Source organism: Pseudomonas sp. 21615526 (assembly GCF_013386245.1).
Lineage (GTDB): Bacteria > Pseudomonadota > Gammaproteobacteria > Pseudomonadales > Pseudomonadaceae > Aquipseudomonas.
On record NZ_JACAOM010000029.1, the window covers coordinates 145,016 to 159,359 of the forward strand.

10 protein-coding genes are annotated in these 14,344 nt (G+C 64.2%); all 10 read right to left on the reverse strand.

Translation table 11 applies throughout. The features are described 5' to 3' along the window. Positions 1 to 71 precede the first annotated feature (71 nt). Positions 72 to 452 (reverse strand): hypothetical protein, encoded by a 381-nt coding sequence (locus tag HX786_RS10445; protein WP_008439448.1) that lies wholly within the window; start codon positions 450 to 452, stop codon positions 72 to 74. Between the two features lie 125 nt (positions 453 to 577). After that, entirely contained in the window at positions 578 to 1,501 is a 924-nt protein-coding gene (gene tagQ, locus HX786_RS10450) for a type VI secretion system-associated lipoprotein TagQ (protein WP_003213311.1), read from the reverse strand. 84 nt (positions 1,502 to 1,585) lie between these two features. Then, entirely contained in the window at positions 1,586 to 3,298 is a 1,713-nt protein-coding gene (locus tag HX786_RS10455; RefSeq protein WP_003213313.1) for an SUMF1/EgtB/PvdO family nonheme iron enzyme, read from the reverse strand. After that, the gene (locus tag HX786_RS10460; RefSeq protein ID WP_178912023.1) at positions 3,291 to 4,475 is read right to left on the reverse strand and encodes an ABC transporter permease; all 1,185 of its coding nucleotides are present in this window, start codon (positions 4,473 to 4,475) and stop codon (positions 3,291 to 3,293) included. Before HX786_RS10460 ends, HX786_RS10455 begins: the two co-directional genes overlap by 8 nt. Further along, positions 4,475 to 5,179: an ABC transporter ATP-binding protein gene (locus HX786_RS10465; RefSeq protein WP_178912024.1), complete on the reverse strand. Its 705-nt coding sequence runs from the start codon at positions 5,177 to 5,179 to the stop codon at positions 4,475 to 4,477. The genes HX786_RS10460 and HX786_RS10465 overlap by 1 nt, the downstream gene beginning before the upstream one ends. Then, positions 5,179 to 8,187 carry a serine/threonine-protein kinase gene (locus HX786_RS10470; RefSeq protein ID WP_178912025.1) on the reverse strand — a complete coding sequence of 1,003 codons (3,009 nt, stop codon included), beginning with the start codon at positions 8,185 to 8,187 and terminating at the stop codon, positions 5,179 to 5,181. The genes HX786_RS10465 and HX786_RS10470 overlap by 1 nt, the downstream gene beginning before the upstream one ends. Further along, positions 8,184 to 8,903 (reverse strand): PP2C family serine/threonine-protein phosphatase, encoded by a 720-nt coding sequence (locus HX786_RS10475; protein ID WP_178912026.1) that lies wholly within the window; start codon positions 8,901 to 8,903, stop codon positions 8,184 to 8,186. Before HX786_RS10475 ends, HX786_RS10470 begins: the two co-directional genes overlap by 4 nt. After that, a complete protein-coding gene (gene tagF / locus HX786_RS10480; RefSeq protein WP_102370167.1) occupies positions 8,904 to 9,557 on the reverse strand; it encodes a type VI secretion system-associated protein TagF in 654 nt (217 codons plus the stop codon). Continuing rightward, the gene (gene tssM, locus HX786_RS10485) at positions 9,554 to 13,054 is read right to left on the reverse strand and encodes a type VI secretion system membrane subunit TssM (protein WP_178912027.1); all 3,501 of its coding nucleotides are present in this window, start codon (positions 13,052 to 13,054) and stop codon (positions 9,554 to 9,556) included. Before tssM ends, tagF begins: the two co-directional genes overlap by 4 nt. Then, the gene (locus HX786_RS10490; protein WP_178912028.1) at positions 13,051 to 14,340 is read right to left on the reverse strand and encodes a DotU family type VI secretion system protein; all 1,290 of its coding nucleotides are present in this window, start codon (positions 14,338 to 14,340) and stop codon (positions 13,051 to 13,053) included. Before HX786_RS10490 ends, tssM begins: the two co-directional genes overlap by 4 nt. Between the last annotated feature and the right edge of the window lie 4 nt (positions 14,341 to 14,344).

A 14,344-nucleotide genomic window follows, 5' to 3' on the forward strand; every position in this document is an offset into this window, starting at 1 on the left:
TTTGGAATGGGATTGAATGTGGGAGCGGGCTTGCTCGCGAATGCAGGCGACGCAGTATTGCTGAAGAACCCCTAGCCTTTGGGCTTTTTCTTCGGCTTCAAATACTTGGTCAACCCCTGGAACCAGATCACCAGCGCCGGGTTGCCCTTGATCTGGATCGACTTGTCCTGAATCCCCGTCATGAACGCCAGTTGCTTGTTCTTCGCCTGCATCGTGGCGAAGCCGTAGGCGGCATCCTTGAAGGCAATAGCAAACGCAGGCGCGGGATGAACACCCGAGCGGCTGGTAATGCGCTGGTCTTTGACGATGAAGTGACGGGCAACCTTGCCGTCGAGGGTCTGCAACTGGAACGCCAGGTCCTTGTCACCCAACTGCTGCTGGAACGCAGGGTTGGTGCGGCTGGCTTTGCCCATCAACAGGCCAAGCATCCAGAGAAGAAAACGAAATTTCATGCACACGGCCTCAGTGTAATTATTGGGTGGCCGCAGCAGTTTAACGATTTGTGCAAATAACGCTACCGATCTCCCGTTTTAGCAGGAGATCGGCTGGCGTTTAACGCTTATAGCAACAACTTTCCTCAGACGTTAGGGCAAGGAACCGGTGCCCAATCCGCCAGGTTCGGATCACGGCAAGTACCTTCGATCTGCGCTTTACCGGCGCTGGCAACCTGCTTGCTTTCAGCTTGTTTGGTCTGGGCGGTCTGGATGGTTTTCTCGGTGGCTACGGCTTCTTTCGGCACGGTTGGCAGTACCGGCTTTTTCGCGACTTTTACCGGCTTCTTGCCTTTGGCTGGCGTCACCACCGGCGTGGTATCGGCAGTCGCAACAGTGACCACGTCAGCACGTTGTACGCCCACTTGTTGCAGATCCTGCTCGTACGCCTGGGTGTAGTTGTTCAGGTCTTCGCTGGCCTTGCCGTTCACCGCGACGATCAGGTCGTTGGACTCTTTCAGGCCCGAGACGATTTCTGCCAGGCGCTTGCGGCCTTCAACGTCGTTGACGGTCTTGGCCTTGCGGTCGGCCACCAGCTTGGTGAACGCGCTCTGGTAGCACTGCTGGGACGCCTTGGCGTACGCGGTGCTGCGGTCGATGTCGGAGGCACGCTTGTTGACGTCGGTGGCGTAGGAGGCGATGCGCTGGTTGTCATCGGTGATCTGCTTCTGGCGCTCGGTGTAGTAACCCGCTGCACCACCGGCCAGGGCGCCGCCCGCTGCACCGATGGCAGCGTTGCGGCCGCGCTTGTCGGAGTCGCCGGTCAAGGCGCCCAGCAATGCACCACCGGCCGCACCCAGGGCGGCACCGGTGACCACCGACTTGGTCAGGTCCGAATCGGTAGCACGCAGGTGCTGCACCGGCTCGTAGCAGTTCGGGTAGTACTCGACCTTGGTGGTCGAGGCGACCTTGTTGGTCGGCGACGTTGCGCAACCGGTCAGCACCGTGCTGAAGCCTGCGGCAATCAGCAGCAGATGACGCTTGGAAACCGCCTTACGGGAAAAAATCATCGTTGTGTTCTCTTTTAAGTTTGACTTGCCCAGCACGGCCCACCGCCGCCTGAGTCCCTTCCAAGCTCGCTGTACAACCAGCGGTCAAGACCGCTGACCGCTCGCTGCGAGCAATTCCTTCAAAATCGTCGCCGGGTCGGCCCGCTGTTGCTTGCGGTAGTTGCCCACATGGCGAACGAATAACGTCGCACGCGTCACCAGGCTCTTGCCCAGTACCGGCTTGCGATCCAACTCTTCCTTGATCCGTTGAAACTGCGCCTGGATCACCGCATCTGTGTAGCGCGTGCCGGTGGCCAGGTTGTCGATGTAGATCGCCACCGCGCCGTCCAGCGCACTGCGCCCATTGGTGATCGCCGTGGCGAACAGCTGCGCGCTGGCCTCGTCCTTGGCGTCGATGGCCTGCTGGCGGCTCTTCTGCAAATTGATCAGGCGGATGTTGTAGTTGTTGATGGTCTCGGCCACCAGGGCCGCGGACTGAATCAGGTTGCCGGCCGCTTCTTCGCGCTGCTGGGCGATCAGCGAGACGTTGCGCTTGAGCTCTTCGTTGACCAGGCCGAGCTCCGCTTGCAGGCGCGGGTCGACGCTGGCGGCGATGATGCTGTCCAGGCGCTTGGTCGGGTCCTGGGCGTCGTCGATGGCATCGGTCAGCGAGGCCAGGCGACCTTCCTTCTGCCACTGGGCGAACAGTTCCTTGTAGCGCGAACGCGGTGCCGACAAGGCGCCAATCGCCACGCGAAAGCCGGTGGTCTCGTTGCTTTGTTCGGTACCGTCGGCGGCGAACAACGGGTACTCGCGGCGCATGCCGGTGAACAGCGTGCCCTCGCCTTCCAGATAGTTGCCGCCCTTGACCACGAACCCGCCGTAGGTGCCCTGACGACGCCCGGCGTGCACCAGTTGAAAGGATTCCTGGACCATTTCCGCCGCGTTGCCGATCACATCGAACATGCCGATCGGGTTGGGCAGCTTGGTGCCGATGGGCATCAGCCGTGCGGCCTGGCCGGTGCCACCCGCGACCTGATTGAACACCGCGTAATCGGCAAGGGGACCATCGCTTTCGCTGCCCTCGGTACGCCGTGGAAACAGCCGGCCTTCCAGGTCCTGACGGCTGACCGCCTGGCCACCGCGCGCGGCAAACTCCCACTCCACTTCGGTAGGCAGGCGCACAAAGCCCAGCCCGCCGTCATCTGCCGAAGCACCGCGACCACTCACCGGCAACAGCTCGCGGTGATATTTCATCAACCAGGCGCTGTACACCGCCGAGAAACGTTCGGCTTCAAAGCGCGACAGCTTGACCTTGGGCAAGCGCGCCGCCATCCCGGTAGGTACATCGCACGCCGGGGCGGGTTCGCCACTGGCCAGGGATTGCGCCTGGGACATGACCTGCGCATATTGCCGCGCGGTGACTTCGTACTTGCCGATGAAGTACAGCATGGGCTTGAGCGGGGTCTTGGCGTCGGTCTTCGGCATCAGCGGCGCGATGACCTTGTTCCAGTCCTTGGGCAGGTCCTTGAGGGTGAACTGGCCGTTGATGAAGTCGCGGCGATAACCGGAAATGAACGACTGCTGATAGCCCGCTTCACCTTCGCTGAACGGGTAGCCGAGGCTGATCTCGCGGTCATCCAGGGTGCCCTGGGCCAGCACGTAGGCATAGCGGAACACCATGTTGCCTTCGCAGGGCAGCGGCAGGCTGACGTCATCCGGCAACGGCTTGGGGTTGTCCAGCTTGTCGCTCGCCTCATCGGCCCAGGCCACACAGGACAGGGTCAGCGCCATGGCGGCGCCCAGTAACTTATACATCTCTGATTCCTTCAGAAGCCTGGATACGCGCCACACGCCAACCACCACACGCCGCCGCCACGGCGCTGACGCCGAGGACAGCTGCCAGGGCCAGGCCGTAGTGACGCGCCAGCAGGTGGCTGGCGTATTCGCCCGGCACCTGCACGAATAATTGGTTCAGGCCGGACTCTGCCAAGCCACATAAAAGCCCACTCAATGCAGCGGCAAACCCCGCGCTGTAGAGCGCCTGCAACACCACAAACAGCAACAACCCGGCGGTGGAAAACCCCAACAACCGCAATACCGACAGCTCCCGGCGCTTGCGTGCAACCGACGCCAGCGCCGCGGCAAAGATCGCGGCAAACGCGCCCGCCAACGCCAGCCCGGCGATGATCCAGAACACGATCGACAGGTTGCGGCTCAACGACTGCACCTGGGCGATGGTCTGGGCCTGGGTCGACACCAACAGATTCTGCCCGGCGAAATACACCCGCAGCGGCTCCACATCCACCAGGCGCCGCGCATACAAACGGAACGCCGGGTATACCCGTTGCTCGCTGACGCCCACCGCATCGCCGTCCCAGCCAAACGCCGGCACCGCGCGGCCATCGCGATAATCTTCCGCTGCTTCCAGCAAGCCCAAGGGTGCAAACAATCCATCCCGGGCGAAGGCTTCCAGCGGCGCTACCTGCAGCACTTGAACCCGTAGGCGTTGCGACTCGACGCGCCCCGCCACCTGGCGCCCAAAACTCGCCTCCAGCCAATCCCCGGCCTTTGCCCCGAGCTTTTCGGCAGCGGTGTGGCTCAGCACGATCTGATCCAGGCCCTTGGGCATCGGCAGGCCGGCCAGCAATGGGTCGTTGGCGGCGGTCGGCAGCATCTCCAACGTCACCGTCCCCAACTGCGCCGTCGCCGCAATCTGCCGGGTGCGCGGCAAGGCGAACGCCACGTCGCTGCGCTGGCGGAGCTGCTCGACAAATTCACTGCTGAATCGACCACCGCCCAACGGAATAATTTCCCGGGTGGCCGGGTCGTTCTCCAAACGTTCGGTCAAACTGCTAACCAGTCCAAATTTCAGGCCGAACAACACCAGCAACGGCGCGATCACCGCCACCAGCGCCAGCACCGAACACACCGACAGCCACGCATCGTTGCGGTAATCCTGCCAGGCCAGGGAAGCCACCAGGGCGATACGCATCAGCACGCCTCCCCAAGGGTGGCGGTGACGCCGCCGTCGGCGTCGCGACGGCAACTGATGCGCCGCACCTGCAAGCCGCTGGCCCGGGCCAGGGGTTCATCATGGGTGGCGATCACGCAGCACGCGCCGTTATGCCGGGCCTGGGCCAACAGCGCCTGCATCACCCGCTCGGCGTTCAACGGGTCGAGCGCAGCGGTGGGCTCATCCGCCAGCAACAGCTGCGGACCGTGGGCCAGGGCTCTTGCGCAACTGACCCGCTGACGCTGGCCGACGGACAACGCCGCCGGCTTCTTGTCCAACTGATCAGTGATTTCCAACTGCTCGGCCAACCGCGCCACGCTGCCGTCGTCTTTCAAACCCAGGAGTTGCCGCGACAACGCGATGTTGCCGCGCACATCGAGAAAGCCCAGCAGGCCGCCGGTTTGCAGCACGTAACCCAGGTGCCGACTGCGTAGCTCCGCCAGCGTGCTTTGCTGGTCACCACGCCAAAGCCCGGCAATGTCGACGCGGTTGAAATCGAACTGCCCGACCTGGTCCGGCGCCAACACCAGCGCGAGCAAATCCAGCAAGGTGCTCTTGCCACAGCCACTCGGCCCGACCACCGCCAACTGTTCACCCGCACGCAGTTGCAAGCCCGGTATCACCAGGCTGTAGCGCTGGGCACCAACGCCCCGGCTCTTGTGCACTGCGCTCAAGTTCAGCATTACGGCAGCGTCGACAGCGGCACGCGGTACAACGCATCACCCGGCTCGGCATCGCCGAAACGGACCCAGTTGGCCACATCGTTATGGAAGGTTTCGTAGAGGCGGATCTTCGAATCCAGCTCGTCGATAAAGTCTTCCTGCTCGGCCACGCTCAACGACAGCCACAAATCCTGGGTCATGTTCAGCGACTTGCTGCGGTACGGCAGGCCTTCCAGGTATTCGCCAAGGATGCCGCCGTCCGCCAGGTTGCCGCCCTTTTTCAAGGCCTGTGGATCACGGCTCATATAGGCCGAGGCGCTGGCGATTTCCTGGAAGAAATCCTTCGGTGAGGTCTGGGTTTTGCGCGCGGCGTCGACGATCAGTTTCAAGGACTGCTGCAAATCGTTGAGCTGCAATTTGGTCAGCATCACGCACACCTGAAAGGCCGGCAGCGCGGTATTGGTCAGGTCGCGATCGGCGGTCCAGGCACTCACCAGTTGCGGTGCCTGGCTCGCGGTTTTGCGGCCAAGGAAATCCATGTGCATCGCGTAACCGACGGCGGCGGATTTGTCCGCCAGGGTCGGCGCGGCACTGAGCAGCGGCACCGGCTGCGGCGTGTTGCTGCGCACCTGATGCACCAGGTTGGCGAACACCGTGCCGATCTCGTCGACCCGCTCGCCGAACTTGCGCACATCGCCACCGGGCACCGGCGTGTACAGGTCGCCGATCTGCGGGTTGGCGTCGGCGGTCAGGGTGCGGTACTGGGTTTCGGCGCCGCTGTGGGTTTTCTTCCCGGCGTCGGTGCGCAGGTGCAAGGCATAGATCTTGATCTGCTTGCCCAGCGCCGCCTGGCGCACTTCGGCTTCGTTCATCTGGGTGGTGGCAAACGGGTCGTTCTTGCGCAACGCACCGGCGTCGGTCACCAGCAGGATCAAGCGCCCGCCGTAGCCGGACCAGTCCATGCCTTCCACCGCCTGCATGACACCGGCGAACGCGTCTTCGTTGAACGAGTGGCTGGACACCGTCGACGCTTTGACCTGCCGCGCCATGTCGAGGAAGCGCTGCGGGTCGCGCCCTTGGTCGAGGGTGATCAGGGTCTTGGCCACATACTCCAGGCCCGGGGTTTTCTTGATGCTGTTGCGAAAACCCACCAGGCCAAAGCTCACGCTGTCCAGTTCGCCACGCTCGGCGATGCGGGTTTGCAGCTCGTGGACCACGTCGCGAACCTGGTCGATGTAGGGCTGCATCGACACCGTGGTGTCGACCACCAGCACCACGGCGGTGCGAAAGGCGTCGGCGTTGGCATCGGTCACCGGCGTTCGGCCGACAGCCTTGGCGATGACATTAGGCGTGTTGCCCGGGTCGATGGAGGCAACGTTGAGCAACTGCACCGGCTGGCCGTTTTCGTCGAAGCTCTCCTTGGAGTCGAAGATCGGCAGCAAATAGAACTGGTTCTGCGGGACGGCGCTGGCGGTCGGCTCCAGGGCCAGAACCTGCTGGTTGTCCTCGGTGTTTTTCTGCACCTTGAGCAGCAGGTTTTTCGCCGCTGCGGGATCGGCTAAAAGCTTCTCCACTTCAGCGGACTGACGCAGGAACATCACCGGCGCCCGGCCCGAACGCTCGGTGAACTTGAGCACCAGGCTCTGCTTCCAGTCGCTGGCTTGCGCCGCCGGCAGCCAACCGTCGCTGCGCCCGCCGGTGGCGGCGCCAACCCGCAGCCAGGGGCTGCCGTCGACGTCCTTGCGTTGGTAGACATAGAGCACGGAAAACGCCGGCAAACCTTCGCCAGGCGCCCCGCCCGCTTCGTGGGAAAGCTTGGCGCCAGGCTTGCTCAGTACCCGCTGGAACAGGGTTTTCTTGCCGGCCATCAGCAACGGGCGTTGACCGCCGTCAACCTGCGCCGCTACCGGTTGCGCGGCAGGCGGCGTGACGGCCTTGGCCGCCTCGACAACCGGCGGCGCGGCGGCTGGCGCGTCATCTTTCAACCACCAGTAACCTGCGCCCGCAATTGCCAGCGCGACCGCCACGGCAACTGCCGCCAACGCCAGCACCGGCCCACGGTTTTGTCCGGACACGGCCGAGTGTTGCGTCGGCGTCACCACCGGTTGCCGCACGGGTTGTGGCTGCGGCTTTTCGGTCGGGATTTCGATGGAAACCGGCGTGAGTCCGGCCAGGTCATTGGCGACCGCAACCGGAATCGGCAGGGGCCGAATCAACGTCGCCTCTACCTGCTCCTCCTTCGGCAACTGATCCAGCGCCCGCAACAACGCCGCCGCATCCGGGAAGCGCTCCGCTGGGTCCTTGGCCAGCAGCTTGCGCAGCACCTCCTGATAGCGCCCGTGGTGCACCGGCAATTCCGGCAGCGGTTCAGTCAGGTGTGCCAGTGCTGTGGAAAGCGCATCGGTGCCGTTGTAAGGCAACTTGCCCACGAGGATTTCATAGAGCACCACGCCCAGCGCATACAGGTCGGCGCGCCCGTCAATTTCCTGGCCTCGCGCCTGTTCGGGGCTCATGTAGCTCGGCGTGCCAACGGCAAATCCGGCCTGGGTGAACTGCGTGCGGTCATCCAGGGACTTGGCGATGCCAAAGTCCGACAGCACCGCCGTGCCATCCGCGCGGAACAGAATGTTCGCCGGCTTCACGTCTCGGTGTACCAGGCCCTGGGCGTGGGCATAACCCAGCGCCGACGCGATCTGGCGGATATACGTCAGCCCTTGCTCCGGCGTCAGGCCCGCGGCGATGCGCTCCTTGAGCGTGCCATTGGGCAGGTATTCCATGGCCATGTAGTACAGCTCACCGACATTGCCGATGTCATGGATGGTCACGGTGTGCGGGTGGGACAGGCGCGCCAGGGTCTTGCCTTCGCGCAGGAAGCGCTCGCAGAAACTCGGGTCGGCCGCCAGCGCCGCCGCCATGATCTTCAGCGCCACCTTGCGCTCCAGGGAACGCTGGGTCGCCAGGTACACGCTGGCCATGGCGCCAACGCCGATTTCGCCTTCGATGTCGTAGCCGGGAATGATGATGTTCATGTCGACACCTTCACAACGATGGCGGTGATGTTGTCCGGCGCGCCGCGATTGAGCCCCAGGTGCACCAGGCTGCGGACGATTTCGTCCGGCTCGGCATGGCTCAGTACTTCACGGATCTCGTAGTCTTCGACGGTCTTGTTCAGGCCGTCGCTGCACAGCAGGTAGCTGTCGCCGGGGGCGATCAACAGGTCGACCGACGACAACGCCAACTGTGCTTCCACGCCAATCGCGCGGGTGACGATATTCGCCCGTGGATGCACCCGCGCATCGGCTTCGCTGAGCAGGCCGCTGTCCTGCAAGTCCTGCACGTAGCTGTGGTCGCGGGAAATGCTTTCCAGCAGGCCGTCGCGCAGGCGATACAGGCGGCTGTCGCCGGCCCACAGGCACACGCCGCGCAAGCCTCGGGTGGCGAGCAACACCACGGTGCTGCCCATCATGGTCACGCCACGGTGGGCGGTTTCTTCGCGCACCGCGCCGTTGACTCGCAACAGGTCGCTGCGCAACGCCGCCGTGTATTCCTCAAGAGAACGGCCCACGGGAATGCTGCGCAGGCTGTCGACAATCAGGCTGCTGACGTAATCCCCCGCCGCGTGCCCGCCCATGCCGTCGGCCACCACCCACAGGCCGTTTTCCGGCAGGTCGAGGCAAGCGTCTTCATTGACTTGGCGAACCATGCCGACGTGGCTTTTGCTGGCGGATTTGAACGTGGACCGCATCTACACAACACCTTCTTGGCCGAGCAAAAATTGCGCAAAATCGTCGGCGGCAGGCAAGCCCTGACACCGCATTAAACCGGGAGAAATCTGTTGCGAACCACGGCCCCACCACAGGCTCGCGCCTTCGCAGGCCTGTTCGGCAAGCGCAGTCATCCGCGCCTGCGGGTCTGTGGCGTTTACACGCTGCAAGCCCGCAAAGCGACTACCCAAGGTGCGAGGTTGGCAGGCTGGAGCGCCGAGGGATTCGATCCCGCCGCTGAAACCTTCGAAGCTGGCGCCGGCGTCCAGCGTGCTCAGCAACAACTCTTCCACCTGTTCAAACCAGGCGTCCGGGCCGCCAACGACGGAGGCCGGGTCGGTGTCGTGATCCAACAGCGCAGCCACCGTCAGCGGGAAATAGCGCCCCACCCGGTCGATGCTCGGCATCACCACGCCCACCGCCGCGTCCGGCCCGCACACGCCCGGCGCCAACACGAAGCGCCACAATGGGCTGACCAGGTAAGCATTCAGCCAGTCAGCCCCGAGGCGGGTCTGGCTGGCGAGCAATCCGGACGCCAGCCAACTGTCCCAAGGGCCGATAAAACTCTGGGGCAGCGCGCGGCTGACAAAGTCGCCGCGGCACGCCAACTTGCCGTAGAAACCCAGCGTGGTCATAGCCGCTCCGGCAGGCTGAAGCCGTTAAGCACGCGGCTCTTGAACGGGTTGAAGGCACTGTTGGCCCGCAACTCGTAGGAGATGCTCGCGCCGTCGACCCGCAGACGCAGGTTGAAGCGGTCCGGCGAATTGCCGGCGGTCAGGTCCGATTGCTCCAGCAGGCGAAACCAGGCCCACGGGCCGTCCAGCGTTACACCGGAGCGCCCGCTGGCTGACGGCGGCATGATGGAAATGCGCACCACGCCAATGCTGCCGGGATTCGGCCACTGCATCGCGACCGGGCGGCTCGGGCCGTGGTCGTAGCTCAGTTGCTGGCCGTCCAGGTCCAGCAGGAACTGGGTGATGGTCGCGTCCATCGCCACCGGCTTGAGTTCAAAGCGCACGATCGGCTGGGTGCCACCGGCACGGAAAAACGCATCACGAATGGTCGCCGCACGCTGGAACGTTTGCAGCACGCCCGGCGCGATGCCGAGCTTCTGCGCCGCGCCCGGCTGCCAGCGCCAGGTTTGCGTGGAGGTGTCGACGTAAGGTTGCAGGTACTTGCGGAAGTAATTGTCCATCACCCCGCCCACCCCGAAGAACTGCCCGAAGTCATCCAGGGTCGCGTCCCGCGCACTGCCAGGCGACATCGGATAACGCCCGGCCAGGGACTGGCGATACACGTTCACCACTTCACTGACCCACGCCGCATTCAACTGGTTACGCACCCCGCCCATCATGCTGTTGGTGGTGGAGTTGACCACCGACTTGACCATGCCCTGCACCAGCGGCGGCTGGCGTTCGGCATTCAGGCTGACCCGCGTGGCCGCAGCCGCCGCCTGGTTTTTCGCTTCGCCGAGCAATGCATCGCCGCTGGCGCCGACCATGGCGCTGACCTGCACATACAACGCATTCATGTCCGCCAGCAGGCCATCAATGGCCGCCGGTTCGCCTTCGTTCTTGCTGACGATGCTGTTGAGTTCGGCGAAGTGCGCCGTCACCGGATCTTCACTGGCCGCTGGTGCATTCGCAGTTGGCTGGTCCTGGCCAAGCAGGCTGCCGAGGCGTTCCTTGAGCTTGTCCACGCCACCTTCCACCGGCGCGCCCTTGGCGGCCAGCAAGCGTTCTTCCGCCTGCAGATCGGTCTCCTTGGAGACTGCCACCAGCAGCTTCTTCAGCGGCGAGGTCGGCCCGGAAATCACCCGCAAAACGTCGGCCGCCTGGGCCACGCTGGTGATCGGCACAAAGTCGATGTCCGCCAGCAAGGCGTCCCACTGGCGTTGATAGTCCTGGAAGTACAGGCGACGCACGTCCGCCGCGAGGCTGACCACGTTCTGTTGATCGGCCGGCTCGTGGCCCAGTACCCATTGCTCTTCAGCGAGGGTGCCAGTCTGGTTCAGGCTGGCCAGCAGGAAGCCCTGGCGATAACCCTTGGCGGTGAAGAAGCCGCTCAACGGCTCACCCAACGGCTTGCCACTTTTGCGACTGAACACCAGCGCGGCATCGCGGCCCGCCGCTTCGTTGATGCGAAAGTCCGGCACGCCTTCCGGCAGTTTCTGGCGCTTGATGCGGTCGTAGACGCGCTGGGCCACCGGCAGTTGCTGCAGTTGCCGGCGCAGGTCGTCGATCAAGCGCGGGTCAAGCCGGGCGCTGGGCGGATGCCGCTCGAACAAGGCCTGCAAGTGCCCGATCAATGCCTGGCGTTGGTCCGCCGGCAGGTCGCGCGGCAGGTTGCGGTCCCAGTCGAGGGCGATCCAGGCCTTGATGAAGTCCGGGTCGTAATGCTCGCTGTCGGCGAGCATCAGGTAGGCCTTCAAACCTTCGTAGAGGAAGTCGGAATTGCCGCCGCCGTGCAGTTGCTCTTCGATGCGCGTCACCAAACGGGGTGCGAACACGGCGATCAACAGCTTGCGGTAGACGCTGGCGGATTCGGCTTCGAGCATGTCGCCCTGATACAGGCCCAAGCCTTCGGACCAGCTCGGCGAGTCGCCCGCGAGGTTCTTCACGGCGTTAAGCAGGGGCAGCACCGCGAGTACTTCGCGCTGTGCCGGGCTGAGGTTCTGCACGGTCTGGCCCAACGGCGCGACCTTCTGGTCAACCTGGGCGATGTAGGCCTGGTTGGCGCGATAACTCACCCACCACAACGTGCTGACGACCAGTACCAGCGCCACGGTTGCGGCCAGCACACCCCGGGCAATCCACTTGCGACGGCGCTCGACCTTCGGGTTGACGCCCACCAGGCCACGCTCGGCAAACGCCACGGCGGTGAACAGTTTTTCGATGAAGTAACTGCGCCCGGTGCCGGTCTGGCGCGCCAGGTGCTGGCGGTCCAGGTTCATGCTCTGGGCCATGGCGCCGATCAAGCGGTCAATCGGGCTGCCTTCCTGGGTGCCGCTGGTGAAGTACACACCGCGCAGCAAGACGCGCTCTTCAAAGGCGTTGGGTTTGAACACGCCTTCGAGGAAGCCTTGCAGGCAATCCTTCAACGCGCCGAACTGCTGCGGGAAACCGTAGATCAGGTCGCGCCGCGCCGGGTCGCGTTCCTGTTGCAGGCGCTCCACCAGGCGCTCGTTGAGGCGCTGTTCCAGGCCGGCGAACTCGCTTTGCAGATGGGCCAGCGGGCTGTCGCTGTTCTTGCCGTCGTCCAGGGCGAAGGTCATGCCCCACACCTGGGCGCGCTCTTCCTTGCTCAGGTTGTCGAAGAACTCCATGAAGCCCGGCACCAGGTCGAGCTTGGTGAGCATCAGGTAGATCGGGAAGCGCACGCCCAGTTGGGTGTACAGCTCCTGGATACGCAGGCGGATCGCGGCGGCATGGGCGGCACGCTCGGCGTCGCTGCCCAGCAGCAGGTCCGAGAGGCTGATGGCGATAAACGCACCGTCAATCGGGCGCCGGGATCGCTGCTTTTTCAGCAGGTCGAGAAAGCCCAGCCAGGCGGCTTTATCCACCGTGGAGTTGCTGTCCTGGGTGGTGTAGCGGCCAGCGGTGTCGAGCAATACGGCCTGGTCGGTAAACCACCAATCGCAATTGCGCGTACCGCCCACGCCCCGTACCGCACCGGCACCCAACTGCGCCGCCAAGGGAAAGTGCAGCCCGGAATTGACCAGCGCGGTGGTCTTGCCCGAGCCCGGTGGGCCGATGATCACATACCACGGCAGCTCATACAGGTTGCGGCGCTCGTCACCGCCCAGCTTGGCCTTTTTCAACAGGGCCAGGGCTTCGTCCATGCGCTGGCGCAGGGTCGCCAGCTCTTCGGCGGTGGCGACGCTGGCAGGGTCTGGCGGGGTTTCCGCCGCGAGGCTGCGCATCACTTCGGCAGCCTGGCGCCGGGCCTGGATAATCCGGAACACGCGGTAGGCAATCCACACCGCGAACACCAGGATGATCAGCGCCCAGCGGCGCCCTTCCGGCACCAGCACATCGAGCAACGGGCCCACAAACCAGATGATCAGGCTCAAGGCAATCAGGCCCAGCAGCGGGATCACCCAGCGAATCACAAAACTGAAAAACGCCTTCACTCGACGCCCTCCGCCAATACGGTGATTTCTACCCGGCGATTGCGCGCACGGCCTTCGGCTGTGGCGTTGGTCGCCACCGGCTCGGTGTCGCTGCGGCCTTCGGCGCTGAAGCGTTCCGGCTGGCCGGTCTTGGCCGCGAGAATCTCCAGCACCGACTTTGCCCGCGCTTCGGACAGCGCCCAGTTGGACGGGAAGCGCAGGGTCGCAATCGGACGGTTATCGCTGTGGCCGGTGACCCGCACCTGGCCCTTGACCTTGCGGATGGCGTCGGCAATACGCAGCATCAGCGGCTGGAAGTCATCGACGATGCTGGAGCTGGCCGAGGCGAACAGTTCATCACCACGGATGGTCACCACGGAGCGGTCGACGGCATCTTCCACGGCTACACGACCGGCCTTGATGTCTTCCACCAGGAAGCCCGCCAGACGCGGTCGCTCAATGATTTTCGGCTGGGCCACCGGACGGTCGATGGCCTGCACCGGGATCTCGCCCAGGGCATGAATATTCTTGAACACCGGCTCGGCATCCGACGCCAGTTTCATCCGCAACCCGAACAGCAATGCCAACAGCAGTGCCACGCCGATGGCCACCGCGATCCACGGCGGCATGAACTGCGCCAGGCGATCACGGGCCACGGTCACGCCGCGCCAATGGGGTGACAGCTCGCGCTCATGCTCGCCACGGGCACTGCGAATCGCCGCCGCGGTACGCTCGCGCAAGGCTTCCAGCTGGCTACGGCCGTCGTTCATCACGCGGTAGCGACCTTCGAAACCCAGGCACAGGCACAGGTACAGCAGTTCCAGCAGGTACAGGCGTTCCCGCGGGCTTTGCAGGCAGTGATCCAGCAATTGGAAGACCTTTTCGCCGCCCCAGGCTTCGTTGTGCACGGTGATCAGCAGGCTCTGCTTGCCCCAGTCACTGGCACTGCCCCACGGCGTACTCAGCACGGCTTCATCGAGGGCGGTGCACAGCGCGTAACGCGCCAGCAGCACGTCATTGCGGGCCACGCCGGCCGCCTCGGCACGCTCTTCAAACTGGCGCAGGTAGGCCAACAATTGTGCGCGCAGGCTCGACGGCGCCGGGTGAGAAATCGTGTTGCGCAGGCGCGTCAGCAGCGCCAACAACGGGCCGGCGGCGCTTTCCAGCGGGTTCAGGCCCTGGGCCTTGCCGGTCAGGATCGGCGCAGCGGGCATCGACAGCGGCGCCGGCTCTGCGCGAACAGGCTCCGGCGCGCGGCCACCGGGACGCGGCATGAACTGGGTGCGGTCATCGTCATTCGGATGCATCGCG

What these genes read in the sequence shown, in the direction of transcription:
- HX786_RS10445 (WP_008439448.1), bottom strand. Translation starts at nt 452, where the DNA reads ATGAAATTTCGTTTTCTTCTCTGGATGCTTGGCCTGTTGATGGGCAAA.
- tagQ (WP_003213311.1), bottom strand. Translation starts at nt 1,501, where the DNA reads ATGATTTTTTCCCGTAAGGCGGTTTCCAAGCGTCATCTGCTGCTGATT.
- HX786_RS10455 (WP_003213313.1), bottom strand. Translation starts at nt 3,298, where the DNA reads ATGTATAAGTTACTGGGCGCCGCCATGGCGCTGACCCTGTCCTGTGTG.
- HX786_RS10460 (WP_178912023.1), bottom strand. Translation starts at nt 4,475, where the DNA reads ATGCGTATCGCCCTGGTGGCTTCCCTGGCCTGGCAGGATTACCGCAAC.
- HX786_RS10465 (WP_178912024.1), bottom strand. Translation starts at nt 5,179, where the DNA reads ATGCTGAACTTGAGCGCAGTGCACAAGAGCCGGGGCGTTGGTGCCCAG.
- HX786_RS10470 (WP_178912025.1), bottom strand. Translation starts at nt 8,187, where the DNA reads ATGAACATCATCATTCCCGGCTACGACATCGAAGGCGAAATCGGCGTT.
- HX786_RS10475 (WP_178912026.1), bottom strand. Translation starts at nt 8,903, where the DNA reads ATGCGGTCCACGTTCAAATCCGCCAGCAAAAGCCACGTCGGCATGGTT.
- tagF (WP_102370167.1), bottom strand. Translation starts at nt 9,557, where the DNA reads ATGACCACGCTGGGTTTCTACGGCAAGTTGGCGTGCCGCGGCGACTTT.
- HX786_RS10490 (WP_178912028.1), bottom strand. Translation starts at nt 14,340, where the DNA reads ATGCATCCGAATGACGATGACCGCACCCAGTTCATGCCGCGTCCCGGT.